Here is a 25,502-nt window from a genome sequence, read left to right as displayed (position 1 = left end):
AGTAGGCTTTAGGGGTTAATTTTTTTATACTTATCTTGCTTCATCTCCTCGATTCTTTGAGCAAATTGGACAGAATAAAGAGGAGCTGCCCATTGATCAAAGGATGAATGCTTGTCCATAGGGTTTCACCCTTTATTTTGATTTGGACAGGGACCACCTGTACAATCCATTATAAAGGCTTTTTTATGGACTTACCACGTTCTGAATTTGCTGATTATATTTATATTAACGCAACGCTAGCGATACAATGATAGATTGACAAAAGGGGGCATTCTTTTTCTTAAGAGAAAAGTTTTTACTATATCACTTCTCCTATGTTCACCCTAACTGTTTGTCCCCATATTTTTTCGGAGAATTTGAGCGTTTTAATAATTTCATTCGCAGGAATTTTATCAATCGGTGTCAATACTTTGAGTACATCCTCTGCCGTATGGTGCTGGGCAATAACAACCATTGTAGTTGTACGGAACTGGTTACTCCGTTCCATCACATCTAAAACGCCCCCAATTCCTTCTTTCGCCAGTTCTTCGCCAATGACAAGCAAGTTTGTATGAGCATAGTAAATGAGACGCGATACTTTTTTTGATCCTTTCCGGCTTGCCTCGAGTAAAGTATCTCCCGTCGCCTTACATAGAGAAATAGGTACTCCACCGCTTCCGCCACCGCGCTGTGTTGTTCCCGCTACGTTTCCCGGGTTGACTATTTGAAAAATAACGGCATACTTCCCATCTTCTGTTTTATCAAGCCCTACCGCAATAACAAATGCCAAATCGGTCAATTCTTTTTTGCTCCAGCACCCTGACAGCATTGTGATGCATAAAAAAAGAAGAGCAACGTAAACGATTCCGTTACGTTTCATTGCTGTTCCTCCTCGTTTTTCTTCTTATCTTGGTCCGGCGGCTGCGGGCGCTGGTTTTCCCCTTCACGGATAATATTCGTCTGATTCATTAAACGTGGCCGATCCTTGAATGCCCATGTCGGAACGCGGAAAATCGTATCGCCGAAGTTCGACGGAATAAACGGAGCAAGCGGCGACATATACGGCACGCCGAACGAACGGAGGCTGCATAAATGAATGGTCATCCAAAGAATCCCCATAATAATGCCGTAAAAACCGAACAACGCAGCAAGAAACATAAGCAAAAAGCGAATAAGGCGCGCCGAAATCGCGATTGCAAACGACGGTGTCGCAAAGCTGGCGATCGCGGTAATGGAAACAACGATAACCATCGCTGATGAAACAAATCCCGCCTCGACAGCTGCCTGACCGATAACAAGAGCGCCGACAATCGAAACCGCTTGCCCAATAGCACGTGGAAGTCGCACCCCTGCTTCCCGCAAAATTTCAAAGGTGACTTCCATGATGACCGCTTCGACAAACGCCGGAAACGGGACAGCCTCGCGCTGAGCGGCAATCGCAATAACAAGCTGCGTCGGAATCATTTCTTGGTGAAACGTCGTTACCGCAACGTAGATCGATGGCGCCACGATCGAAATAAAGAAAACTAAGACACGCAAAAATCGCAGCGCCGTCGCAATATCAAAACGGGCATAGTAATCTTCAACGGCCTGGAAAAACTGGATAAAAACAGATGGCGCCAGCAATACAAAGGGCGTTCCATCGACAAGAACAGCCACCCGTCCTTCCAGAAGATTCGCCGCGACAACATCAGGCCGCTCCGTATGATATGTCGTCGGAAACGTCGTGAACGTTTGATCCTCGATTAGTTGTTCAATATATCCCGATTCTAGGATGCTATCAATATGAATGCGGCGAAGGCGTTTTTTTACTTCCTCGACAATTTCGTCATTCGCAATTCCTTTTATATACATAATGGCGACATCCGTTTGTGTCACTTCGCCAATTTTCATCGTTTCCAGCCAAAGGTTCGGATTTTTAATGCGGCGGCGGATCATTGCCGTATTCGTGCGAATCGATTCGGTAAATCCTTCGCGCGGGCCGCGAATCGCCAGCTGTGTCGCCGGTTCTTGAATCGATCGGTGCTCTCCTCCTTTTGTGCTCGCGCTTAAAGCAATCGGCACCCCGTCCATAAGAATAATGGTTGCGCCAGACATTAACGATAAAAATAAGTCAAACCATTGCGTGACGCGCTGAACCCCGCCGACTGCCGCCAGCTTTTGTTCGACAAATGTGAAAATATCGTTCGGTGGCAGCGAAAAAGGAATATTCGCCGCCAGCAGCGGTTCAAGCAAAAATTCGTATACGTTCTTTTCATCAGCAAGACCGTCCGTAAAAATAAGAACGGCGGAAATCGTCCGCTCTTGGCCAAGCGTAAAGCGGCGGATGACGACATCCGAACTGTTGCCGGTCGTCTTTTGAATAATCCTAATATTGACATCGAGCGCCGTATCGAGCGGCTCTTTTGGAACGTCCTGCGCCTGTCCGCTTTTATCCTCGCCCATTGCGAGCTGTATGGTTCCTTCCTGTTGTTTTTTTCGCAATCCCCATTGAAACAACATCGCTTTTCCCTCGTTCTCGATCGTTTATTCGTCATTATTGACAAAGAACAAATGCGTTATACGATCGTGAATGAGATGGCGGCATAAAACAAACACTAGAAAAAAGAACGGTAGCGGGGTGGGCTGATGTGAAATTATTCGGAATTTCCTTGTTGATTGCTAGTATCTTGATGGGGGTAGCTATTGGAATGGACATGCTGATGGGGTTTCAATGGCGTCAATCGATTCAAAACGTCCTTAACCCGTTTCGGGTGATGGAGACACCAGAATTGTTTATTTTATTTTTGCTTCTCATACTGTGGGCGCTTGACACATTAGTTGCTCTATTTCGTCAAAAGCAAAGAGAAACATAAGAGGCTTCTCTAGCATGAGAAACCCCTTTTCACAACTGGGAGAGAGAAAGGTTCAGTCCTGTTTTCTCCCGAAATGATTCGTATGGTTATCTTAAGCGTATAAACCGCAATGAATTCAACAGAACAAGCAACGTTGCTCCCACATCGGCAAAATCGCCATCCATAATGCAAGCCATCCAGGGATGATTTGTATTTCGATTTTCCGTAGCTGTAACTGCTTCGGTAATTCGATTTTTTTCGCGTGACGGTATGTTTTTGGAATCTGCTTCAATTTTCCTCGTCTTCTTAATCGATGCCGAAGCGAATTTCCTCGACTTCTTCATCTTTTTGCCATATTTTACGGCTTTTACGCCCCATTTGACGGCTCCCGCACCTGGGAAGAAGTTGCTGGCAATGCTCGCGGCTGCTCCAGCTTTATGGTACCACTTCGATTTCGGGCTTTTCAATGTCCGAATATCGTCGCCAATCGCGAAGTTATATCCTTTCTTCGCCCATTTTTTCGTTGCTTTCCATCCGCGCTGCAGCCATTTCGGCAAGTGGCCGTCCGGATCGATGTTATTAACTGCGTCTCCATCGGCGTACAAGTAACGATTCAATGAAGTTGGTTTATTTTTTTGGATTATTTACATGGTGTTTCTTAATGTGGCTTTGTACCACGTAATTATGTTTGTCCACCCATCATCTTTCCTTCTTAATTGCATGGAGGGTATATAAAAAAGAAACCTTGAAAGGCTTATAGCCAATCAAGGTACGATTATACGATACTATTTTTTCAACAATATATTTATCAATTTCTCATCCCCTACTTGCTTTGCAAAGTCCAAAGGAGACCTTCCAGCATTATTCTTAGTTGAAATATCAGGATTATATTTCATTAATAGTTCAACCATTTCGTAATTTCTACCTTTGCAATTGAATACAGCCGTCCACATAGCATTATTACCATATTTATCTCTTAAGTTTATATCTATACCTATTAGGAAATTCTAAACATGTACTTTATAAAAAGAGTGGCAGTTGAGTAACTACCACTCATTATATCAACTTACTTTGCTGTTAGGTATGTCAGGCACGATATACGCAGTTTTATTCTTCATCATGCCATAGATAATATTGACAAGTCTTCTCATAATGCAAATAAGTGCTTGTTGTTTGGTTTTACCTTCTGCTAGCTTTTTCTGATAATACTCGTAAAACACAGGATTTCGAGGAGTTTTACTACCTTTACAAATATGTATTTGTTGAACAACCAAGTTATAAAAGATAGTGTATAATTTCCTGTTTCCTTGTTTGCTTTTCTGAATGGTTTCCTTGCCACCCGAACCCATTCGGACAGGGGCTATACCTGCATACCTTGCGAGTTTGTCAGAATGAGAGAAACGATGAATATCCCCGATTTCTGCAATGAAAGCGGATGCGGTCACCGTATCAATGCCTGGCATCGTTTCAAGCTGCATCCCTAATGACTTGATAAGTGCTTTTAACTCTTTATCCACTTTTTTGATTTCCTGTTTCTTAAAGCGAATATCCCTCACCATGCTTTGAATGATAAAATCCCTTGTTGTCTGATATTCACGCTTTATTTCTCCATCTGCTTGAATGAGAGATAAAATCTCCTTCGCTTTCCTTGTGGAACAGGATTTGTGGCTAGCTGTTAATAGGAATGTTCGTAAACTTTCTACGGTTTCTCCCTTCAAATGTGCGGGAGAAGGATAGCGTTCCCAAAAGGCTAAAGCGGTTTGACCATCGACTTTAGAAAAGAATTTCTTGTAACTTGGATAATGATGGCTTAATTGAAGATGCAACTGATTTTTAAGGGCAGTTTGCGACTTGACTAAAGCGTTTCGTCTCCCCACCAATTGGGCAATCATCCAATACATATCGGATGGGATGGCATCAGGCAAATAAGGGAATTGACGGATTAACACATTCGCTACACATTGGGCATCCCAACTGTCATGCTTTTGGGTCATGGCATAGCTGTTTCGTTCCGCATTGGATAAAGAAGAATTGACAAACTTTACAATGTGCCCTTTCTCTTTTAAGTACAATGCCAAGTCCCTGCCATAGCCCCCCACATCCTCTAATCCAAACACAGGAGTGATGTCTTCTGTAAGAAACCCATTCACATACTCTAGTAAACTCGGAAAAGCGGATGGTTTATTTTCAAATGTCACTTCTCCCAGCTTTTCAAACCAACAATCTAAAATCACCGATGTATGCTGAAACTTATGCAAATCTATCCCTACATAAATATGCTTATCTCGTCTCATCAGAACATCTCACCCCTATCTTGGATTGAACGGATAAAGCAAGACAGAGAATGTCGGCAACCTTAGGTCGAGCGTTCGTCTCTATGGACTCGCAAGGGTACGAAAGCCTATCCATTCTCTATCTCGTTCCGTTATAAAATCGCTTCATGTGTTCCGTTGGCGATTATCTCTCCATAACGGTATACACCACTGTAGAACGCTTTTCTGTCCAAAATTCGCTTGACTTGGACTTTCGTAAACAACTTCCCTTGTTTGGTTCGATGTCCTTCCTCATTCAGTTGTGATGCAATTTGTGACAGAGACCATGAAGGATGTTGTTCTCGTAAGTCAAACACTCGTTGAACGGTTTTTGCTTGTGTTTCATCTATAACGAGTCGCTTTTGGCCTCTTTTAACCGTATATCCAAAAGCGACATTTCCTCCTGCATAACCGCCCTGTTGTGCTTTTTTATTCCTTCCTCGCCCTAGCTTTAACGCAATTTCTAAGCGTTGATATTGGTCGAGGAGTTCCATTAACCCATTAATAAGAAAATCATTGGGGTCTTTCTTGTAAATACTGTATTGCGGTTGTTCGATACTCCGAATGTCTACTCCATACTTTTTCAGTTCACGATGTACTAACACCTTAACAATGTCTGAACGCCATAATCGGCTTGTGTTAAGTGTCACCACATAATCCACCTGATGGCGGGAGAGATACCCCAACATCTCCTGAAATCCTGTCCTGTCGATTTCTAACGCTTCTTCATCCACTTTCGCCCCACTGATACCCTCATCCTTAAACAAACACAGGAGAGTGTATCCTTGTGCCTGACAATACGCTTTAATTTCATCTTCTTGGTAGGCAAGACTGTATCCATCTTTGGCTTGCCCTTGTGTGGAAACGCGGATATATCCAATCACCTTCATGATACCTTCCCCCTCCGTTACGCAAATTGAGATTAACGTAACGCTTAGCCGCTATGTTAAGTCTATTGTATGCGGCTTAACCGATACAATCAATCCCTTTACCGATACAAATTTTTTATGTATCGTATAAGTAATACAGATAGAGGAAGGGATGTAGTATGCCAATTAAAATCAAACTGAAAGAAATCCTGAAAGCACGTGGCATTTCTCAGCGTGAATTGGCTCGACTCACAGGGCTTCGCCCAAACACTATTAGCCACCTTTGTTCAGACCAAGTAGACAGAGTCTACCTCTCAACATTGGAGAAAGTATGTAAAGTGTTAGACATCGACATCCAGGAGTTAATCGAGGTGGAGTAATCCTCTCGTTATAGTAATCGGTGGTAGCGAAGAAAAAGTTGCGAAAAAAATTTTTATAAAATGGTGGGAAAACAAGGGTAAGGTTTTTGGCGATAAAAACGGTAGTAACTGATAATTTTTCAGTGGGTTATATTTGATGAAAATTATAAAATAGGGCATCTTTTTTATACACATTTTGTGCGTACAAGATAACTCTAAAAATTATCATATAGAAATTGAATAGATTACATGCACAAATTGTATCACTAGCAGCTCGTTCGGCACTACGTCACTAGTAGAAAACCCTCAAAAGAGAATTTATATTCCCCTTTTGAGGGTTAATTCAATGATATTTTACTTCAATCCTATTCTTACTTCACCGTCATGAAATATCTCAATAACATATCCTGAAGATGGTGAAAATATCCATGTATCAAAACTTACAGCAGTAACATCATCTATAACTTCAAATACTTTATTTAACTCAGATTGAATTATAGGTAATGTCCCTTCATCCCAAATAACATATATAACGTTGCTGTATTCATCAATGTTTTGGTTCAAAAAGGAGATGATCTCATCAACTGTATTCACTTTAGCATGATAAGTCACTTTCTCCCATTCAATACGCCCCCACTCAGTAAATGGAAAAGAATTCTCAAAATCTCTTAGTACTTGCTCTCTCTCACTATCAGATAAGACGTGTACATTCTCACCTAGTGCTTCAATACACTCATCAAATAAACTCATTCAAATTCCCCCTTATCTATTCAAATGTTTTAATAAAGATTTAAAGGTGCTTTCGTTACCCTCAAATGGAATAACGATTTTTCGAGCATTAGCCCCTTTACCATTGCGAAAATCTTCAATGTTTATATGTGTCCCCTTATTTGGGTCATAATCTAATCTCCATCTTACTTTTCCGTCAGCAGACTGCCTACCAATTACTTTACCATATCCAGCACTTGACTTAAGAGTTCCTATATATGGCTTTGAATTTGGTCCTAAATCTCCAACTAGGTCTAGTGCTTTATTTCTAGCCTGTTCATATGTCTTGACTTTATCTAATACTTGTTCCCCTTTACCAATACCCTTAGTTTAAACCTTACATCCTCTTTCTCGCCACGAGAATGCGTTCTCACGTGTTTTAAAGTGTACTCGAAGGGTATTTTAATGGTGTAGTCGCTTTACCATGCATATCAGCCAAACTCCATGTAGGTAAAACCATCATGAGCTCTGAAGTTAATATTTGGTTAACTATAACTAATAAAAAACCTCGAAAGGCTTATAGCCAATCGAGGTTATTTAACACTTTTTTAATTGCTATACTTGTTTATCCAATCTATAATGTCTTGTTCTACATGTAGATATTCATCTGGACTATCTTTTAAATCAACTCCGGAAACAATTTGTAAAAGTTCCCAAACAGTTTCATCTGATATATTTGGCTCATCCTGCATCACATATTCTGAAGCCCAATCTGCTACTTCTTCTCGTGTTAGCTTTCCTAGTAAAATCATTTTTAATTTATCAATTATTTCTTCTCTTGTTGGTTGACTCATTTTTTCACCACTTTCCAATATAATTCCCATTGCTATCAAAACGATAGTGAACCTTGACACCACCAGTAAATTTGGTATCTGGTCTAACTTGTCTAATCCTACCATTATGGTCTACAGTCTCATGCCATGTTCTCTTTTGACCAGTAGTAGGGTTCCATTCTCTAACTACTCTTCGGCCTGCCATTTCACCTGGTTTTGAAGCGGGAGTTATCTTACCGTAATATCTAATCCTTCCATCTGGTAGTTCTCTTATTCCGGCCTTTCCATAACTTCTCCCATTGCTTATAATGGGTTTTTAATTTAGCATATTGTGTTGCATTATGCGCAACATTTCCCGTACCCTTAGGAAATTCTAAACATCTACTTGATAAAAGAGTGGCAGTTCAGTAACTGCCACTCTTTATATCAACTTATTTTGTTATTAGATATGTTATTCTCAAAATTTTAGTAATTATCTAATTCCCTTTTTAAATCTTGTAATAAAACTTCAACTTCCATTACTGCCGAGTCATAATTATTCCAAAAAATCGATGGTTTATATCCATCTTTTTTTATACCAGGGAGCCATTCATTAAGAAACTTATCAAGCTCAATTAATTCAGGAGTATATCCTTCCCATTCTCCAATGGCACAATATTGAGCAAATTCTTTTCTAGGCCAAAAAGGAATTAGTAGATTACCATTATCATCTTTAGTCATTGCCCATCCGTCTTGATAGAGCCCCCATACTTCTTCCCAATCAACTACTTTTTTTATAAAGTATTCATATCTTTTTGTAGCAGGTAATTTTATAACAGAATAAAATTCTTTTTCATTCATCTCATTTTTACCTCCTTCTTCCGTATCCATCATACTTGTGCTGAGTTCTATGGTTTCTTATAATTTGTAAATCACTGTATTCATATCCATATCCTTTTCGGGCTTCATATCCACGTCTATGAGCTAGCTCATATCCTTTTGGAACTCTTATATTTTTTCTTTTCCCTCTTTTAATCTCATTAATATCACGTCGAATTTCACCACGTAAAGCTGATGATAGTTTGTCATCATTAGCTAATTCTCTTAAACGTGCTTGTTTACCTTTTCTACCAAGTTTACCCGTACCCTATGTAGTAATCTTAAAAGCTATTATAAAAAAAGACCACCTATTAAATTACCTTTCGCTCTGTTATATTCGGCAATTGATAAGCCGTTTTATGCTTCATCATGCCATAAATAATATTTACCAGCCTTCTCATGATACAAACCAACGCTTGTCCTTTTGTTTTGCCTTCCTTTCGCTTGCGTTGGTAGTATTCATAAAATACAGGATTTCTTGGCTTTTTACTTTCTTTTGCCACTTGTATTTGTTGTATCGCTAATTGATAAAATAACGCATGTAACGTTCGATTGCCTTGTTTGCTTTTGTGGTCTTTTCCTTTTCCTCCAGAGCCAAAATGCACAGGCGCAATTCCCGCATAACGAGCAAGTTTATTGGCATTTGGAAAACGCTGAATATCTCCAATCTCGGCAACCAAGGCGGATGCTGTCACTACATCAATCCCCGGCATTGTCTCCAGTTGGTAATCGAGTAATTTCATTAATTTTCTTAGTTCTCCTTCGACCAATGCCATTTCCTGCTTTTTAAAGCGCAAATCTCTCACCATGCTTTGCACGAGGAAATCCCGTGTTTCTTGGTATTGTTTGGTGGTCGTTCCATCTGTTTTCACAAGTTCTAGTATTTCTTTTGCTTTCTTTCTTGAACAAGTGTTGTGGCTAACAGCTTGTAAAAAAGCAGTAAGCTCATCTATCCTTACTCCCTCTAAACACGATGGTGACGGATATCTTTCCCAAAATGCTAATGCTGTTTTTCCGTCTACTTCCGCAAAAAATTTCTTATAGCTGGGGTAATGATGGCTTAATTGTACATGAAGCTGGTTTTTCAGCGCCCCTTGGGCTTTCACAAGGGCGTTTCTTCTTGTGACTAGCTGTTTAATAGACCAATATACATCCTTTGGCTCTGCATCCGGCAAAAAATCTAGTTTGTTTACAAGAACTCTCGCTACACATTCCGCATCCCAGCTATCGCTTTTTTGCATCGTAGGATAACTATTACGTTCGGCATAAGACAAAGCGGGATTCACTTCTTTTACCATTTGCCCATGATCGACTAAAAACGTTGCCAATGCCCGTCCGTATCCACCAACGTCCTCTAAACCGAAGACCAGTGTCATATTCTCAGGTACTAATTGACGAACCTTGATGAAAAAATCCGTAAAAGCCGCGGGCTTATTTTCAAATTGAATCTCTCCTAATCTTTCATGCCAACAGTTGATGATAACCGCCGTATGATGGTGTTTATGTAAATCAATCCCCACGTAAATATGCCGTTGTTTGTGATGCATACATCCTCCCCCAATCCATTGAGTTTGATGATGACTCCCATGGCGGCAACCTTAGTTCGAGCGTTCACCATTTTAGATGCGCATTGGTACAAAAGCCTGTCCATGGATGTATCATCTATACGGATATATAAGAAATTTCATGTATTTTTTAAGTGACCACTTTAAAGAATGGCTTGGTGTTTCCCTTTCGCCTGTATGCATCCATAGGTATACATCCCTTTATAAAAGTCCTTTCGGTCTAAAATCCGTTTCACTTGTACTTTGGTAAAGGGCTTACCTTGTGTCGTCAAATGCCCTTCCTTGTTTAACACATCAGCAATTCGAGTAAAAGACCATGTAGGATGTTGCTCTCTTAACTCAAACACTCGTTGTACGGCTTTGGCTTTATCCTCGTCGACTCTTAACTCTTTTTCTCCCCTTAACTTCCTATAACCAAAAGTCGCTCTTCCTCCGGCATATCCTCCTTCTTTTGCTTTTTTATGCCGACCTTTCTTTAGTTTTAAAGCAATTTCCAATCGCTGATATTGGTCTAATAACTCCATTAGTCCATTGACCAATATATCACTTGGGTCTTTTTTGTAGATACTGTAATTTGGCTGTTCAATACTTTTAATATCCACCCCATACTTCTGTAACTCTCGATGAATCAACACTCTCACCATGTCAGAGCGCCACAACCGGCTTGTGTTTAACACCACGACATACTTAATTTGGAGAGAAGAAAGGTGGGCTAACATCTCTTGTAAGCCCACCCTGTCCACTTCCAACGCTTCTTCATTAATTTTTGCCCCGCTGATTCCTTCATCTCTAAATATATGTATCAAATTCCAACCATGTTTTTCGCAATACGCTTGTATTTCCTCCTCTTGGTATTTCAAGCTATATCCATCTTTTGCTTGCCCCTGTGTCGAGACTCGTATATACCCGACAACATTCAATGTTACATCCCCCCGTTACGAAAATTACAATTTATGTAACGCTTGTTAACAATGACGAGTATTATACGACCGTCTCTAGTGAAAGTACAATATAAAAATAATGTGTCCGTTTAGTATCGTCACAGTCGGTTAAATGTTTATCCCCACTTTCTCGCCACGAGAAAGCTTTCTCTCGTGTTTTAAAGCATACTCGAAGGGTATTAGTGTTGTTAATAGTTTCACCATGCATCACAGCCAAACTCATAGTAGGCGGAACCATTATGAAGTCTGAATTAAAATGTTGGTAAAAACGATATATAAATTTTCTCGTAATTGCACTTTATTATTTGATACATCTGTTAGTTTTAAAATAAAAACCTTGAAAGGCATAAAGCCAATCAAGGTAATATAATTTATTAGAAGCCTTCTTTTTGTTCCACTGATACATTGTATCTCAACTTCACAAATTACTTTAAAAGAAAGTTATAAATGGTATTTTAACAAATACAAAATCGTATCTCTAAACTTGTTACCTATTCTCTTCATCATACTCCAAAAATAGGTCTTGTAAATCTCCATTAATTGGTTCATTATTATCGTTAATTGTCACTTTAAACTCAATATCCTCTTCTCCTATTGATACTACCCCATCTAACACCCCTAAAATATTAGATACAGCATCCACTTCTACTTGTTCGATTATTTTAAATAATATTTCTTTATTTTTATCTGATAGTTCTGAATAAAACATCAATGCTTCTTTCCAATAGGGGTCTGTAACTTCATTAATATCAGTATTATTGAATATATCTCGATAAAAATTACGATTTTCTTTTATAATTGACTGATGTAAAAGTTTAACAAACTCTTCTTTATTCATATATCTCATCTCCTTCTCATCTCTGGATACAATTGTTTATTTAATTTAATTAATTTTCGAAGTTGAGAATTAGGAATGTCTGGATATACTCTTCTTAACTCCATTATATCTCTTGCTAATAATTGTCTTACACTCTCAATTCCTTTTGAACTTCTCGAAACTATTCCCCTAGGACCTTTTCTTGTATGTCCAGCTTTTGGTACTAATATTGCTGGTGCATTATTTGGATCATAATTTCGAATGAATTTTTTCATAATTGCTTTTTGTCCAACATGATGTGCATCTAACCCCGGTACACCTTTTATTTCTTTATATAATCCTACATCATACTTACTAAATTTACCCGTACCCTTAGCTCTTAAATTTACTCCAACATTATCCCCGGAGACTGGTCTACGAAGTTTAGGCTTTATCCTAGCGCGGCTGGCTTTCGCCTTTAACTTCGCCTTCCGCATCTTTTTGATCGATGCCGCAGCGAATTTCCTCGACTTCTTCATCTTCTTGCCGTATTTTACGGCTTTTACGCCCCATTTTAGTTGACCGGCTCCTGGGATGAAGTTGCTGGCGATGCTTGCGGCGGCTCCAGCTTTATGGTACCACTTCGATTTCGGGCTTTTCAATGTCCGAATATCGTCGCCAATTGCGAAGTCATATCCTTTCTTCGCCCATTTTTTCGTTGCTTTCCATCCGCGCTGCAGCCATTTCGGCAAGTGGCCGTCCGGGTCGATGTTGTTGACTGGGTCTCCATCGGCGTACAAATAACGGTTCAATGAAGTAGGCTCATCTTCTTCTCCTTCATATTCATCCGGTACAATGAAGCGGCCTGTTTTCGGATCATAATCGCGCCAGCCCATTAAATACATGCCTGTATCTTGATCGTAGAACACACCGTATTTTCCGACATATCGGTATGGATTCGCTTCGGCGACTTCTTGATTACCGGTTATGCTGGTAACGTTGCCCCATTCATCATAATCGTACGTAGCAACTACATTCCCCGCAGCGTCCGTTAATGCCACAACGTCTCCGCGAACGTTGAATTGATAGTAGTAGACGACATCCTTATAACGGAAGCTTAATAAGTTTCCGTCCGAATCTTTGTAGAAGCTTGCGGTTGTTTCGTCTCCTCCGGAAATTTGTTTGGTAATCGTAAAGATTTCTCCGTTTGTATCACGGTGGTAATGATAATGTGTATGACCAATTGTCTTCGATAGACGATTTCCGTCTTGGTCATATTCGTACACAATATCCTTGACTACACTTCCGTCAACCGTTGTACGAACGGAGACAAGTTGGTCATCACTATTGTAACCGTAATCGACAACCGTTTCCTTTGTTCCTTCCCTTGTCGTCGTCTTCGCAAGGGAGCCATTTGGGTGGAACGTGTAATCTGTTGTACGGATTAATGCCCCAGTTTGGTCGTTGTACTCTTTCTTTTGCTTAATCCGGTTCCCTGTCGTATACGTATATTCCGCCTTCACTTTTCCGGTTGTTACGTTTTCTACTTTTGTAATATTTCCATTTCCGTCATACGTATATTTCCACTTGGTGCCGTTAGCCTCTGCTGTTTCTAAATAACCATTTGGCGTATACGTATACTTTTTCTTTACTTGGCCCTTTTCGGTAATTTGGGCGATTTGCTCTGTATCCGTATAACTGTACGCATAATCAATGACCGTAGTACCGCTATTATTGACTCCTTTTATTGTGGCAACTTTCGAGCCGCCGTTGTAAGTAAAGGTAGTAGTCATCCCCGGTGCGGTCACTTTGGACAAGGAATCATCAACATAATAATCATACGTAAACTTATCAAAATTCGGTGTGGTTATTTCTTTTGTTCGATCATCATTATCATATAATACGGTCGTTGTTCCAAGGGAATTTTGGAACGTTTCCATATTCTCCTTATCATCAAAGCGATTGACTGTGGCCGTTGAAGTATGAGAAATCGATTCGTGTATTAATCGGTTGTTCGCATCGTAAGTCGATTCTGTTTCACTGTTAAAATATCCGTCTCCATCCGGATCATATTGTATCGGGACAGTAATGGTTTCGTCGTATGTCCATGTATTTATGACATTACCATTATTATCAAAATAGTAACGTGTTTCCGTAACTTTACCGTCCGTAATACCTGTTTCCTTTACGACTCGTCCAAGCTCGTCATACGTATAGGTAATTTCCTTTGCCGTGACCGTTGTGTCACCGGTTTGTTCTGTTATGGTTTTCTTATGGACTTGTCCAACGTCGTCATACTGATAATCTGTAATCTGATATTTCGTTTCATTTTTCTCTGCATCAACAATTTTTACAATTTCTTTTTTAATTTGTCCTTCATCGTCGTACTGCCATTCTGTTTCCGAACCTGTTGAATCGACTTGTTTTAGTTTATCTCCTACTGCATTGTATGTGTATGTGGTCTTCTTTCCTTCAGAGTCAACAACCTGCAGCAAGTTGTCGTTCATGTCATATATGTTGTAAGTTGCGCCTTGTTTATCTAAGGAGATTGCTAGATTCCCTGCCCCATCATACAATGCCCATGTTTCAACTGGTGGTGAAGAAGATTCTTTTGAATAAATGCTTTCATTGTTTCGGTTATATTGATATTCTGTGACAACGCCTGTCCCGCTGACAACTTTCATCTCATTGCCAACAGCATCATATTTCGTTTTCTCCACAATCGCATCCGGATTTCCGGAAGCATCTGTGAAAGAAATGAGCCTATTCAACTCGTCATAATTATAGAATGTAGTTCCCTTTTTATATAAAGTATTCGTTACTGTATCGTATGCCCAGTCTTCCTCTTTATATTTATTGTCATTGGCATCATAAAACATGCGACGCTCATTTTGTAACGGATCAATGGTTTTAACCAATCGTCCTGCCTTGTCATAAACATTGTGAGATACATATCCATTTCCGTCTTTCTCAGCTATTTTTTGCCCAAGCTCATTATACTCAAAGACCTCAGTAATGGTTACGACTTCTGGCGGAAGCGGAGTCTGACCCTCATAACGTACTTTGGTTACCTGTGGATGTTTAATTAACGTTAGTCTATTGCTTTCATCATAATCGTATTCTACGACCTGATTTAACGGGTTAATCACTTTTATAAGGTTACCGTTTTTATCGTATTTATTTTCTGTTTTCTTCCCTAATCGGTCGATGGACTCTACTAGTCTTCGATCTGCGTCATATTTAAAATGAGCTGTTTGATTTAGGGCATTTGTTTCAGCAATTTTGTTGCCTGCCTCATCATATTGAAAAGACGTTACATTTCCATAAGCGTCCACTTCGTATTCAAGGTATAAACCGTCTTGACTGTAGTGAAATTCTTCCGTTACATTGGCTTCTTCCATCCATACGTCATCAATGTAGGCAGCTCCCCCTGTCATGGCTGCAGTCAATTTGTAAGTTACGTATTCTGCATTTTCCGGGATCGATGCTGCAACGTGAAGCAATTTCCAATCGGAAGTTCCTGTTAACGATGCCGTAGAAGATTGTTCACTAATTTTTGTTTTATTGCTGTCATAGAAAATGAGCGTTCCTGTTACTCCTGTTCCCTCTACTGCTTCAGTTTTTACCCATGCAAGTCCGCGAACCGGAAGCTTTCCTTTCTTAATTGGTACATAATCGCTCTCAATGGAAGCAGATCCTGTTACTTTAACGCTTCGAGTACCGCTTTTTTTACTGCTTGTATCATACGTCCAAGTTCCCGATGTTTTCCAATCTTTTAAAGAGGAAGTATCTCCATCTTCAAAACTAAAGTTTGGAAGATAGCCATATAACGCACCGCGCTCTGATGTTTCTTTCACTAAGTTACCATACTGGTCATATTCATATGTCGTTTTAAAGCCATCGCTGTCCATCATCCAAATGCGATTTCCTTTGGAATCATAATCATAACTCGTCGTACGTCCAAGCGGGTCGGTTTCCTTTATCAAAAGATTGGTTCCCGGTTTGTACTCATACGTCGTAACAGGAGTTGTGGTACCTCCTTCTATATCCTGGAACGTTGGTTCGGTTTTCTTTAGCAGATTCCCGCGTGAGTCATAAACAAAAGAAGTTTTGTAGCCCTTCCCATCAATAATATCTGTTAACAAGTTATCTTCATATACAAATGATTCTTTAATGTTTAGTCCGTTTGGATCGGTAGTGGTCTCAACTAAGTTCCCTTGATCGTTTATGACATATTCCATTTCCTGCGAAACAGACGAACCGCTTGTAAGTAGGGACACTTTCTTTGTAGTTAAGTCATAAGTGAAACTTTCGTTAACTGTTACCGTGCTTCGCAAATTACCTGTTGCTGCTTCACGAGGAGTATGTTTACTTGCCACATTAATGACGCGCATACCGTTGTAGCTATATGTTACTACGTTTCCATTTGGATCTACTGCCTCGACTAAACGCTTATTTGTATCGTATTTATAACTTAATTGGCGATAACTTACCCCGTCTTTATCGAAAAATTCCACGTTTGATAGTAATTGTTCATCATTGTAAGAATATACTACTTTATTTCCGCTATATAATAATATTTCCTGTAAAAGATTATTAGGGTAATACTTAAACAGAATTTTACGTCCAACGTCGTCAGTCATTTCTGCCAACAATCCATTTTCATAGCGGAAAGAAATGGTATTGTTATTTTTATCGGAAATAGCGGCAATACGTCCTGAATTGTCGTAAGTGACAGAGATACTTTCTGGTGTCAAATCTGTTAAAATATATTGCCCATCTGTATTTTTAGTAAGCTGCTTAAATACCCCTTTTGGAGCCGTATACGATCCGTCTTCATTTTTTGTAAAGCGATGAATCGTTCCATCTTCATCGGTATATAATACGTCCCCATTACTTTCCACTTCTAAATTGGATTCTACGCTTAGCCTCCAACCTTGTCCAAGCATTCCACTTTTTTCATCTTGACTATTGTAGGTTCTTTCAATAGAAGGATCTAATTGACGACCGTCAAGTGACGCGTCTTCAAATCCTAAAATTAAGTTTCCATTTGATAAATTGACCAAGCTGCTTCCAAATCCCGATGCAGTAGCTTCCATACCCCAATATGTTTCCGTTCCTAAACGACCATTCAATTGGTCTATCCACACATATTTTTGAGAATACGTCGTGTTACCGGCCAAATCGGTAACTGCTAAACGCACCGTATACTTTCCTGTTGGAATGTTTGCCGTATCCCACGTTGCCAATACACCATCACTTACATTTTCTGTCCCTCTCTTAATAGTAGTCCATTCAACAGGAGATGTACCAGATCCATATTCAACTACATATTCTTTTAAATCACTATCGGATGCACTTCCTCTAATTTCAACGGTTCCGTTTAGGTAATCTAGTTCCTCCGGTGATGTGATGGTCGCCGTAGGATAATTCGTATCTAATTTAATAGTTGCAGAGACGGGAACCGATTCATTTCCTGCTGCATCCTTAAATATAACGGATACTCTTTTATCACCGTTTCCATCTGATAATGTCCATTGTTTCGTCTGTGTATATGGTTCATACTCCGTAAACGGCAAATCTTCATTTTGGAGTTTTTGCAAAATCTGTCCTTCTGCATTATCCTCGGCATTCAGTGTAAGAGTGACATTTCGTGAGTTCGTAAATGTCTCGCCATTATTAATAACAATGGCTCCCTCTGGCGGATTCGTATCGACGACTGTTACATCTTTTGATAACGTATCCCCGAACCAGCCTGTACCTACTTTCAACATCCTCCAACTTGTATTGAGTGTTCCTAGTTTTCGCCCACCATTGAACGTAAGATTAAATGTTTTGGACTGTCCCGTTCCAATCGAGTCAGAGGAAGAAAGCGGAAGACGAGTTTCTGTTGTAAACGGATCGGTCTCATTTACAGATCCAAGCATAAAATTTTGGGCGGCTGTCCATGTTTCTAATCCTTCATTTTTTACAGTAATTTGAACGTTATAGGTTCCACTAGCCTCCATTGGACTTGGAATAGATGAGAATTGAATACTTGCATCCCTTGGTAAACGAGCAATACCATTACCGACATCAGAATTTAAGGATGTGTTGCCATTGTTATCAACGGCTTTTACGTAAAAATAATAGTTTACCCTTGGATCAAGCGGAGGATCCCCAGCCTGCGGGTATGTAAACGTAGTACTTGTTACTTCTCTTCCGTTGACCACATCAGCTTGATTAGAGGACCTACCAATATATACTAAGTATTTTTTCACACCAGAGTTCGAGTCTGAAGATGCAGACCATGTAAATGTAAACTGACTGTTCAACGCATTGGTTAGTACTGGTTTGCCTGGTTTTGAGGGTGAGGTTTGGTCCGGAATCGTCGGCATAAACGCATCTGAAAGCGCTGTTTCTCCCCAAGCATTGTACGCTTTTACACGGAACCAGTAATTTTTCGAATTCGGATAATTTCCGCCAGTAGCCTTATAAAGATAACTTGGATCATCTGGTAATTCCTGACCGTTTCCTACTTGGGAACCACTGCTAATCGAAATCCAGTTCGTTTCGTTTGTAGGATCAGGATGAGATTGGACTTGCTGAGGCGTAGGCCATAATTTTTTCCCTTTTGTAGACCAAGATGTCACGTTTCCAACATCAATATCTTCATAGTTTTTCCCGTTAAATATGGAGACTTTGTACCCAGTCGCTCCAGGCACTGGTGTCCAACTCAAGTTCACATAACCCGTTCCTGTATTAGTTCCATTTCCGGAGGCTGTTCCTGTTGGCGCAGAAGGCTTAGGAGAATAAGTAATTTCCAATCTTGGAGCATATGCGCCGCCATTGTAATCACTTGAATAAAATTTTCTGTAACTTCCAACTGTATTTTCGTTTGAGGCTTGCATGACCAGCCCATGATATTGACTTGGATTATCATACCAGTAATTCACAAGATTCGTTACATCCCAAGAATACCAGCCATTAGCGGCTCCTGAAGCCAATAATTTCGATGCGTAAGAACCACCGAAGCTCGGTTGATTGTTCCATGTAATCGTCGAACTAGACCAAGATGCATAAGCGCGATGAATCGTAATCGTCGTATCTACACTCGATGGCTCATAGTACTTGTACGCTTTAAAGACCGCGCTTGTTAATAACCCGCCATTTAAGCTTGGCAAGCTGCTTCCAAACTTGATAAAAGAACGATGACTGTAAACACCAGGAGCATAACCAGTCCTTAATTCAGCGTCCCCGCCATAGTTTACATTGCTGTAGTATTCTCCCACATAAGCGTCGAACGTATTATTAATATCTCCGCCAGCAACGACAGTAGGGTCTAGAGTAACGGGATATTTTGTATCTTTATTGTCAAAGAAGGCTTGATCAAGCTGTAATGAAATTTGAATTTTTCCTTTTGTATTTTTAAGTTTGTAACTGACGTTGTGTGATTCTTTATCCTCCGCATCCCTTAAAAATGGCGGGGTAAAGGACCAAATCACTTTGTTTTCGGACTTGTCAACAAACTCAATGGCTTGGTTATTTTCTCGCACCTCTAAATTTGTGTTTATATTAAATAATATCTCGTTAGTCGCAGGCTTTTCGTGAAATACTAGATCTTCTTTGACTCCATCGCCCCGTATATAGTAAACGGCATCTACATGATCTATAATATCTTTGTAGACAATTGAATTGTTTTTGGCCTTTCCAACTGCTGAATTTGCTCCTTCAATGGAATAAGAAATCCAGTATTTCCCTTCCTTTATTTTAAAAATTTCTTTATCTCCGTGTTCAGCGAAAAATGCTTTAAATCGGTTTTCTTTGTTTACGAACTTAAATTTTCCTTTTTCTTGCTCATCCTTAATATCGGTAGTTAAGTTATTATCTATTTCCTTCCATTCTTTTTTACTATCACTTTCTATTTCATAGTGAATAGGAGAAGAAAAGAGTTCTATTGTTTCGGATAAGTCACTGTTTCTCCACGTTTTTGAATGTTTTGTACGTTTTTCTTTTATCTCCGTAACCCTTTTAGGCTCATATTTATACTCTTTTTTTCCTTTTTCATTTACCGTTTCCTGTAGCCTTCCATGGGCAGATACTGATTGTAAGTATTCAAATGGAAGAGAAGAGAATAAAAAATTGAAGATGATTAATATGGCTAGAGCCTTAGTAGTCAGTTTCCTCAAGTTTATTCCTCCTAAATAGAAAAGTCATTTCCATTTCTCGAAGAAGTATTGACTAGCATTTAAACGAAAAGTTTAATAGCCTTAAGCCTTTATCTGCTAACATTAACTAAGTGTATTCGATCACAATACGCTACCTTATCACCTCCCTCTAACCGATAAGAAGTAGAATACATATAAACACATATTTCTCCTACTTCTAAATAAATTGTAAAAAATAGTATGGATTGGAGTAAATATAAAAATGTTGGAATAATATCCTTGATTTCCATAATAACAACTTCATATTTTTTAAACAATAGCCCCTGTCCGTACTTATCGTCCTTTTTGTAATCAAGAAATCCAACTTTAGTATGTGATTTCCTAAATACAAAAAATTCCCGATCATCTCCCTCCTAGAAGAAAGAAATGAATCGGGAAAATGTTAATTTACTTATCCTTTAAAACATATTTTTGATATAAACGGTAAAGAACCGATGCTTTATAAATTTCAAGCTTACGACGCTCATCTGGATGATGAGTAATTCCAGCCTCTTTTAGTTGTTTGACTAGCCAACCTTTCGAACCAAAATGCGCCATTAAAAAAACCCCTTTCCTTTCGCTTGTCCTATATGTATGATGAATGTTATTTTTTCATGACAACAAAAAAGCTGATATGCCCTAAGTGCAAATCAGCTTTATTAACATCTTTAATCTTTCTTCCTCTTATCCTTTTTTCCATGTTTCTTTCCGTGCTTATGAGGCTTTTCTTTCGGATGTTTCTTTTCTCTCAGCATTTCTTTTTTCTGTTTTTTCTCCTTTTTCTTTTGCTCATGAAACTTTTCTAATTGTCGTTTTTCTGCCTTTAACTTAGGATAAGTAAATGACATCGGCGGAACGTCTTTCAATGCTTCGCTCATGATTTCACGGAAAATAACTGACACAGTTTGACTGCTTGTCGTTTTAAGATAATGATTCTGATCCGTATGATCGTAACCTAACCAAACCGCGCACACAAGTTGAGGAGAGTAGCCAACGAACCATTGGTCTTTCACCCCATCAACCCCGCTGATGGGTACTTGCGTGGAACCAGTCTTTCCAACGATATCTCTACCAGCCATTTTCGCTCTCTTTCCTGTCCCTTCTTCAATAACCCCTTCAAGCATAAACGTCATCTTTTGTGCAACTTCTTTCGATGTGACTTTCGTTGATTTTGGCTCCCACTCTGCGATGGTTTCCCCGTTCATATCAACGATTTTTGTGATGGCGTGTGCTTCTGTTTTTACTCCTTCATTTGGAAAGACGGAATAAGCTTCAGCCATTTGCAAAGGTGATACGCCTTCTTTCAATCCACCAAGGGCTAAACCTAAATAATGGTCTTCTTTATTTAAAGGAATACCGAACCGTTCTACAGCATCAATTCCTTTATGAAGACCGATTTCGTTGAGAAGCCATACCGCTGGAACATTTAATGAGTTAATGACAGCTTCATACATCGTTACCGTTCCACGATATTGATGATCGTAATTTTTCGGTTGATAGCCGTTAAAATCAAAAGGTTGATCTTTCAGTAAATCAAAGATTCGATACCCTTCCTCAAGCGCTGGTGTATAGACAGCGAGCGGCTTCATTGTCGATCCCGGCTGTCTTTTTAATTGTGTGGCACGGTTGAATCCGCGAAATACGTGCTCCCCTCTTCCACCAACTAGCGCTGTGATTCCACCGGATTTCGCATCTAATAATACGGTCCCACTTTGAAGAAGTTGATCGTTTGTGCTTTCTGGAAACAACGCTTCTTTTTTATATACCTCTTCTACTGCCTGTTGTATATGTTGATCCATTTCGGTATAAATGTGCAATCCCCCAAAAAGAACTTCATTTTCTGTCAATCCATATTTGTTAATCGCCTCGTCAATAATATGATCGACATAATACGGATATTTTCCTTTATAAGGATCAAGCTGCTTCTTTTCGAACACCATCTTTTCCTTCTTAGCCTCTAAAAATGTCTTTTCATTAATGTATCCTTGTTCTTTCATTAAACTTAGTACTAAATTGCGCCTCTCGATTGCTTGGTCATAATGTTTTATCGGAGAAAGGGCCGATGGTGCTTTAATGAGACCGGCAAGCAGCGCCGATTCACTTACCGTTAGCTTTGAAACGTCTTTTCCAAAATAAATTTCCGCTGCTTTTTTGACTCCCCAAGCTCCTTCGCCAAAATAAATGCGATTTAAGTACATTTCTAAAATCTCATCTTTTGTATAAGTTCGTTCAATCTTTTTAGCAATGAAAAATTCTTCCCACTTCCGCTTTAATGTTTTTTCATTTGTTAAAAATACGTTCTTGGCAAGCTGTTGCGTAATAGTACTGCCCCCTTCAACAAATTCCCCTGCTTTAACGTTTCGCCACATCGCCCGCAAGATGCCTTGATAATCGATTCCATGATGTTTGTAAAAACGTTTGTCTTCTGCCGCAATCACCGCTTGAAGCAAATGCTCTGGCATCTCATTAATAGAGATTGCCTCCATTTTTGAAACAGATAGTTTGCTGGCCATTTTTCCTTCACGGTCATAAATAATTGTAGGTTGTGGCAATGCTTCTTCCAATGAACGAATATCAATCTTTGAAATATAAAAATTCATGGCGAATAGACCTAATACGAACAATCCCATAAGCACCATCATCACTTTTCTTATCCTGACCATTTTACGCTTCTTTTTCTCGAACATTCTGCTTTTTTCCATGAAATTCCCCCTCGTAACCTTCCAGACGATAAAATAGTAGTTTCTTGAGGCTCATATAACGTTCGTTAGAATCCACCGTTTTATGTACAGATCTCCGCATATAATAAAGAGAATTAAGACAAAAGATTAAAATTCTTACAATGATAGTCTAATTTTCTACCATCATTCCTATAATGTAATAGATGGAAAATGAAGGAGGCTGTAGAAAACGATGATGCTCTATGATATAAGAAATAGATTATATTATAAAGTGATGAATTCAACGAAACCAAAGATGACAGCTTCTCATCTGGGGAGATCATGGGGATATGTACTTAAAATATTGAATGGAGAATACGTAAAATTTTGGATAGATTATACTCGTGGGCGTTACATGTACTTCGAATATGAGGAAAAGTGGTATCGTGTTCAATACTTACAATCCAATTATAAAAAGAAGAATCAAGATGTATTCAATGGAGTAATGATCGATTTAATTGTTGATGCTCAAGAGTTAAAGCTGATAAAAGGAAAAAATATTGAAAAAATGCCTTTACTGGCGATGTAATCTGAAAGTAATAGAAACAATGTGAAAGTACTCCAAGTAGAATGTGTGAAAAGATATTGTTCAGAGCGGAACGTAATAGAAAATAGCGTTTCTTATAGAAGATAATGTAACGAAAGTTAAGGCCGCCGACTGTATCTTGTTTTAATACTAAATAGAAGCAATAAAAACATCCTGAATCCAAAATCCATTCAGGATGTTTTTATCAATCGTAAGGTTACACTTCTACCGTTTTTCCTTCTTCGATAATGTGATACATAAGGTGGGCTAAGTGATGAATGGGACCGTATTCATCCTCATCGACTTCCTCGCTAAATTCCAAGTCATTTAAATAGAGTGCAGCGAATTCGTAAAAATCTTTTAGTTCAAAAGAATAGCAACCGCTTGGATCTTCGTTGTCATCTTCGTAATGAAGAACAAGATAAGATTCGGTACCATTCGTATCTTCTGCATCAAAAAATGCAAAAAAGCCAATGTTTGTATCCAAATCAAACAAATGTCTCGTTCCACCTTCAGTTGCCTTATGATAATCATCCTCATTTAACTTCTGAACGGTTATACTTTCCATTTGATCTTCACTATGAAAATCAACCGTGAACGATTTCATCGTTATCACACCTCCTAATTATGTATATTTCTATCATGAACGATTTTGTAAAACTTAAACAAAAAATGTTGATAATTTATTTAAACTCCTAAAAATAAAAAAGTCGGATTCTATTCAAGAATCCGACTTTTTTATTATACGGACCCAATGTGCCGCGATTGCCGTTTTCGAATGGAGTTTTCGAACCACACTCCACCAAGTGGGTGTTCGCAGGAATATTCCTGTCGTCCTCATGCATGTCTAAAAAGAGGCATGACATTCCTATTCCGATATAGAACTCCCTATTTACAGTCAACGGTTGAAACTTCATTCATCAACGCACAACGCAGCGAGCAATTACTATCATACATCGTTTTTCTCTTTTCTTCAAGAGACAAAATACAATTATTTTTGTTATTTCCCAATATAAAATTTATGATTTCTTGTCTTGGTATCCTTCCCGCGGTATTTTTACATCTTTTCCGTTAAGGTCATCGATAACTGCATCCACTGTCCCTTCAACATAGGCATCACTTACTTGTTCATGGGTCATCGCAAGACCAGACGATAAATCAGAGTTGCTCTTATAGTCAGATGGATCATAATTCCTTCCTGCAACCTTTAAGTTTTCATTATTATTTTTTATTTTACTATCCATTACTACTCCTCCTTTACAAAACGTTATTATTAATTTGAGTTAAAATTCGTCTTTTTATGAATGAACGAAGAACAATAAAAGAAAGCGATGCTTAAAAAACACCGCTTTCTCAATCAATTAATATGCGTTTAATTTTACATGTTCATCGATGATTAGTTGTGGTTCTGTTGTTGCTTGAACGTCTTCGATGGTATATCCTTCAGCAACTTCAACTAATTTCAAACCTTGTTCTGTTACATCAATCACAGCCCGATCGGTAATGATACGGTTGACAACCTTTTGACCTGTCAACGGCAGTTTGCACTCTTTTAAAATTTTCGGTTCACCGTTCCGGTTGACATGCTCCATAATCACAATGATTTTGCGTGCGCCGTGAACCAAATCCATTGCGCCGCCCATTCCTTTAATCATTTTTCCTGGAATCATCCAGTTTGCAAGGTCGCCTTTTACAGATACTTCCATTCCACCTAAAATCGCGATATCAATATGGCCACCGCGAATCATCGCGAATGATTCAGCACTGTCAAAAAAGGCTGCTCCTTTAATCGCTGTTACTGTTTCCTTCCCAGCATTGATTAAGTCAGGGTCCACTTCATCTTTCGTCGGATAGGGACCAATTCCTAACAGACCATTCTCTGACTGCAAGACGACTTGCTTATCTTCGGAAATAAAGTTGGCAACTAATGTCGGCATCCCGATTCCTAAATTGACGTAAAATCCATTTTGAATTTCTTTTTCGGCTCTTTTTGCAATTTTTTCACGGATGTTCATC

The 25,502-nt window shown here is 39.1% G+C and carries 20 protein-coding genes, 1 other RNA gene and 3 pseudogenes; 3 read left to right on the top strand and 21 right to left on the bottom strand.

Features of this window, described 5'->3' with window-relative positions; translation table 11 throughout:
- Nucleotides 1-301: 301 nt before the first annotated feature.
- Together HNQ85_RS03730 and HNQ85_RS03725 are read right to left on the bottom strand one after the other, a co-directional pair.
- A pseudogene (locus HNQ85_RS03730) lies at nt 302-859 on the bottom strand (Ger(x)C family spore germination protein); the annotation flags it as partial.
- Nucleotides 856-2,481: a spore germination protein gene (locus HNQ85_RS03725; RefSeq protein WP_181536290.1), complete on the bottom strand. Its 1,626-nt coding sequence runs from the start codon at nt 2,479-2,481 to the stop codon at nt 856-858. The pseudogene HNQ85_RS03730 and the gene HNQ85_RS03725, both read right to left, overlap by 4 nt.
- Nucleotides 2,482-2,609: 128 nt before the next feature.
- Between HNQ85_RS03725 and HNQ85_RS03720 the strand changes: the two genes are divergently transcribed.
- Nucleotides 2,610-2,834 carry a hypothetical protein gene (locus HNQ85_RS03720; RefSeq protein WP_181536288.1) on the top strand — a complete coding sequence of 75 codons (225 nt, stop codon included), beginning with the start codon at nt 2,610-2,612 and terminating at the stop codon, nt 2,832-2,834.
- An 86-nt stretch (nt 2,835-2,920) separates the two neighbouring features.
- Here HNQ85_RS03720 and HNQ85_RS03715 read toward each other — a convergent pair whose 3' ends face one another.
- The 4 genes from HNQ85_RS03715 to HNQ85_RS03700 form a co-directional block, all read right to left on the bottom strand.
- Nucleotides 2,921-3,430 carry an RHS repeat-associated core domain-containing protein gene (locus tag HNQ85_RS03715; protein ID WP_181536285.1) on the bottom strand — a complete coding sequence of 170 codons (510 nt, stop codon included), beginning with the start codon at nt 3,428-3,430 and terminating at the stop codon, nt 2,921-2,923.
- Nucleotides 3,431-3,598: 168 nt separating this feature from the next.
- Entirely contained in the window at nt 3,599-3,805 is a 207-nt protein-coding gene (locus HNQ85_RS17995) for an ankyrin repeat domain-containing protein (protein WP_409994115.1), read from the bottom strand.
- Nucleotides 3,806-3,874: 69 nt separating this feature from the next.
- Nucleotides 3,875-5,107: an IS110 family RNA-guided transposase gene (locus tag HNQ85_RS03705; protein WP_181536281.1), complete on the bottom strand. Its 1,233-nt coding sequence runs from the start codon at nt 5,105-5,107 to the stop codon at nt 3,875-3,877.
- A 131-nt stretch (nt 5,108-5,238) separates the two neighbouring features.
- Nucleotides 5,239-6,015: a recombinase family protein gene (locus HNQ85_RS03700; RefSeq protein ID WP_003251245.1), complete on the bottom strand. Its 777-nt coding sequence runs from the start codon at nt 6,013-6,015 to the stop codon at nt 5,239-5,241.
- A gap of 158 nt (nt 6,016-6,173) precedes the next feature.
- Here HNQ85_RS03700 and HNQ85_RS03695 point away from each other — a divergent pair, with 158 nt between their 5' ends.
- On the top strand, nt 6,174-6,374 hold the full coding sequence (locus HNQ85_RS03695; protein WP_181536279.1) for a helix-turn-helix domain-containing protein: 201 nt from the start codon (nt 6,174-6,176) through the stop codon (nt 6,372-6,374).
- A 333-nt stretch (nt 6,375-6,707) separates the two neighbouring features.
- Here the strand turns inward: HNQ85_RS03695 and HNQ85_RS03690 are convergent, their stop codons facing one another.
- The 11 genes and pseudogenes from HNQ85_RS03690 to HNQ85_RS03645 form a co-directional block, all read right to left on the bottom strand.
- Nucleotides 6,708-7,103, bottom strand: a complete 396-nt coding sequence (locus tag HNQ85_RS03690; RefSeq protein ID WP_153127507.1) for a CDI toxin immunity protein — start codon at nt 7,101-7,103, stop codon at nt 6,708-6,710.
- 12 nt (nt 7,104-7,115) lie between these two features.
- A pseudogene (locus HNQ85_RS17505) lies at nt 7,116-7,448 on the bottom strand (T7SS effector LXG polymorphic toxin); the annotation flags it as partial.
- A gap of 221 nt (nt 7,449-7,669) precedes the next feature.
- Nucleotides 7,670-7,915: a DNA-binding protein gene (locus HNQ85_RS03685; RefSeq protein ID WP_144598446.1), complete on the bottom strand. Its 246-nt coding sequence runs from the start codon at nt 7,913-7,915 to the stop codon at nt 7,670-7,672.
- Between the two features lie 444 nt (nt 7,916-8,359).
- The gene (locus HNQ85_RS03680; RefSeq protein WP_181536277.1) at nt 8,360-8,734 is read right to left on the bottom strand and encodes a DUF2750 domain-containing protein; all 375 of its coding nucleotides are present in this window, start codon (nt 8,732-8,734) and stop codon (nt 8,360-8,362) included.
- A 7-nt stretch (nt 8,735-8,741) separates the two neighbouring features.
- Nucleotides 8,742-8,957, bottom strand: a pseudogene (locus HNQ85_RS17500) (polymorphic toxin type 8 domain-containing protein); the annotation flags it as partial.
- Between the two features lie 106 nt (nt 8,958-9,063).
- Complete coding sequence (locus HNQ85_RS03670; protein WP_181536275.1) at nt 9,064-10,299, bottom strand: IS110 family RNA-guided transposase; 1,236 nt, start codon at nt 10,297-10,299, stop codon at nt 9,064-9,066.
- Between the two features lie 161 nt (nt 10,300-10,460).
- Nucleotides 10,461-11,237: a recombinase family protein gene (locus HNQ85_RS03665; RefSeq protein WP_181536273.1), complete on the bottom strand. Its 777-nt coding sequence runs from the start codon at nt 11,235-11,237 to the stop codon at nt 10,461-10,463.
- Between the two features lie 508 nt (nt 11,238-11,745).
- Nucleotides 11,746-12,096 (bottom strand): transposase, encoded by a 351-nt coding sequence (locus HNQ85_RS03660; RefSeq protein ID WP_006324125.1) that lies wholly within the window; start codon nt 12,094-12,096, stop codon nt 11,746-11,748.
- A 5-nt stretch (nt 12,097-12,101) separates the two neighbouring features.
- Nucleotides 12,102-20,222 carry a DNRLRE domain-containing protein gene (locus HNQ85_RS03655; protein WP_181536271.1) on the bottom strand — a complete coding sequence of 2,707 codons (8,121 nt, stop codon included), beginning with the start codon at nt 20,220-20,222 and terminating at the stop codon, nt 12,102-12,104.
- A gap of 426 nt (nt 20,223-20,648) precedes the next feature.
- Nucleotides 20,649-20,798 (bottom strand): DUF2639 domain-containing protein, encoded by a 150-nt coding sequence (locus tag HNQ85_RS03650; RefSeq protein WP_181536269.1) that lies wholly within the window; start codon nt 20,796-20,798, stop codon nt 20,649-20,651.
- Nucleotides 20,799-20,908: 110 nt separating this feature from the next.
- Nucleotides 20,909-22,942, bottom strand: a complete 2,034-nt coding sequence (locus HNQ85_RS03645) for a transglycosylase domain-containing protein (protein ID WP_181536267.1) — start codon at nt 22,940-22,942, stop codon at nt 20,909-20,911.
- 211 nt (nt 22,943-23,153) lie between these two features.
- On the opposite strand from HNQ85_RS03645, the gene HNQ85_RS03640 reads away from it, so the two are divergent.
- Complete coding sequence (locus tag HNQ85_RS03640; protein WP_181536265.1) at nt 23,154-23,489, top strand: hypothetical protein; 336 nt, start codon at nt 23,154-23,156, stop codon at nt 23,487-23,489.
- A 214-nt stretch (nt 23,490-23,703) separates the two neighbouring features.
- Here the strand turns inward: HNQ85_RS03640 and HNQ85_RS03635 are convergent, their stop codons facing one another.
- The 4 genes from HNQ85_RS03635 to HNQ85_RS03620 all read right to left on the bottom strand — a co-directional run bounded on the left by HNQ85_RS03635 (nt 23,704) and on the right by HNQ85_RS03620 (nt 25,501).
- Nucleotides 23,704-24,093, bottom strand: a complete 390-nt coding sequence (locus HNQ85_RS03635; protein ID WP_181536263.1) for a cytosolic protein — start codon at nt 24,091-24,093, stop codon at nt 23,704-23,706.
- Between the two features lie 145 nt (nt 24,094-24,238).
- A non-coding RNA gene (gene ssrS, locus HNQ85_RS03630) (6S RNA) lies at nt 24,239-24,428 on the bottom strand.
- A gap of 77 nt (nt 24,429-24,505) precedes the next feature.
- The gene (locus HNQ85_RS03625) at nt 24,506-24,730 is read right to left on the bottom strand and encodes a YozQ family protein (RefSeq protein WP_181536261.1); all 225 of its coding nucleotides are present in this window, start codon (nt 24,728-24,730) and stop codon (nt 24,506-24,508) included.
- A gap of 117 nt (nt 24,731-24,847) precedes the next feature.
- On the bottom strand, nt 24,848-25,501 hold the full coding sequence (locus HNQ85_RS03620; RefSeq protein ID WP_181536260.1) for a CoA transferase subunit B: 654 nt from the start codon (nt 25,499-25,501) through the stop codon (nt 24,848-24,850).
- Between the last annotated feature and the right edge of the window lies 1 nt (nt 25,502).

This window comes from [Anoxybacillus] calidus, from assembly GCF_013760845.1.
GTDB lineage: Bacteria > Bacillota > Bacilli > Bacillales > Anoxybacillaceae > Paranoxybacillus > Paranoxybacillus calidus.
Note: the sequence above shows the minus strand (reverse complement) of the source record. Positions and strands in the feature narration are given on the sequence as shown.

What these genes read in the sequence shown, in the direction of transcription:
- HNQ85_RS03725 (WP_181536290.1), bottom strand. Translation starts at nt 2,481, where the DNA reads ATGTTGTTTCAATGGGGATTGCGAAAAAAACAACAGGAAGGAACCATA.
- HNQ85_RS03705 (WP_181536281.1), bottom strand. Translation starts at nt 5,107, where the DNA reads ATGAGACGAGATAAGCATATTTATGTAGGGATAGATTTGCATAAGTTT.
- HNQ85_RS03700 (WP_003251245.1), bottom strand. Translation starts at nt 6,015, where the DNA reads ATGAAGGTGATTGGATATATCCGCGTTTCCACACAAGGGCAAGCCAAA.
- HNQ85_RS03695 (WP_181536279.1), top strand. Translation starts at nt 6,174, where the DNA reads ATGCCAATTAAAATCAAACTGAAAGAAATCCTGAAAGCACGTGGCATT.
- HNQ85_RS03690 (WP_153127507.1), bottom strand. Translation starts at nt 7,103, where the DNA reads ATGAGTTTATTTGATGAGTGTATTGAAGCACTAGGTGAGAATGTACAC.
- HNQ85_RS03685 (WP_144598446.1), bottom strand. Translation starts at nt 7,915, where the DNA reads ATGAGTCAACCAACAAGAGAAGAAATAATTGATAAATTAAAAATGATT.
- HNQ85_RS03680 (WP_181536277.1), bottom strand. Translation starts at nt 8,734, where the DNA reads ATGAATGAAAAAGAATTTTATTCTGTTATAAAATTACCTGCTACAAAA.
- HNQ85_RS03670 (WP_181536275.1), bottom strand. Translation starts at nt 10,299, where the DNA reads ATGCATCACAAACAACGGCATATTTACGTGGGGATTGATTTACATAAA.
- HNQ85_RS03660 (WP_006324125.1), bottom strand. Translation starts at nt 12,096, where the DNA reads ATGAATAAAGAAGAGTTTGTTAAACTTTTACATCAGTCAATTATAAAA.
- HNQ85_RS03650 (WP_181536269.1), bottom strand. Translation starts at nt 20,798, where the DNA reads ATGGCGCATTTTGGTTCGAAAGGTTGGCTAGTCAAACAACTAAAAGAG.
- HNQ85_RS03645 (WP_181536267.1), bottom strand. Translation starts at nt 22,942, where the DNA reads ATGGAAAAAAGCAGAATGTTCGAGAAAAAGAAGCGTAAAATGGTCAGG.
- HNQ85_RS03640 (WP_181536265.1), top strand. Translation starts at nt 23,154, where the DNA reads ATGATGCTCTATGATATAAGAAATAGATTATATTATAAAGTGATGAAT.
- HNQ85_RS03635 (WP_181536263.1), bottom strand. Translation starts at nt 24,093, where the DNA reads ATGAAATCGTTCACGGTTGATTTTCATAGTGAAGATCAAATGGAAAGT.
- HNQ85_RS03625 (WP_181536261.1), bottom strand. Translation starts at nt 24,730, where the DNA reads ATGGATAGTAAAATAAAAAATAATAATGAAAACTTAAAGGTTGCAGGA.
- HNQ85_RS03620 (WP_181536260.1), bottom strand. Translation starts at nt 25,501, where the DNA reads ATGAACATCCGTGAAAAAATTGCAAAAAGAGCCGAAAAAGAAATTCAA.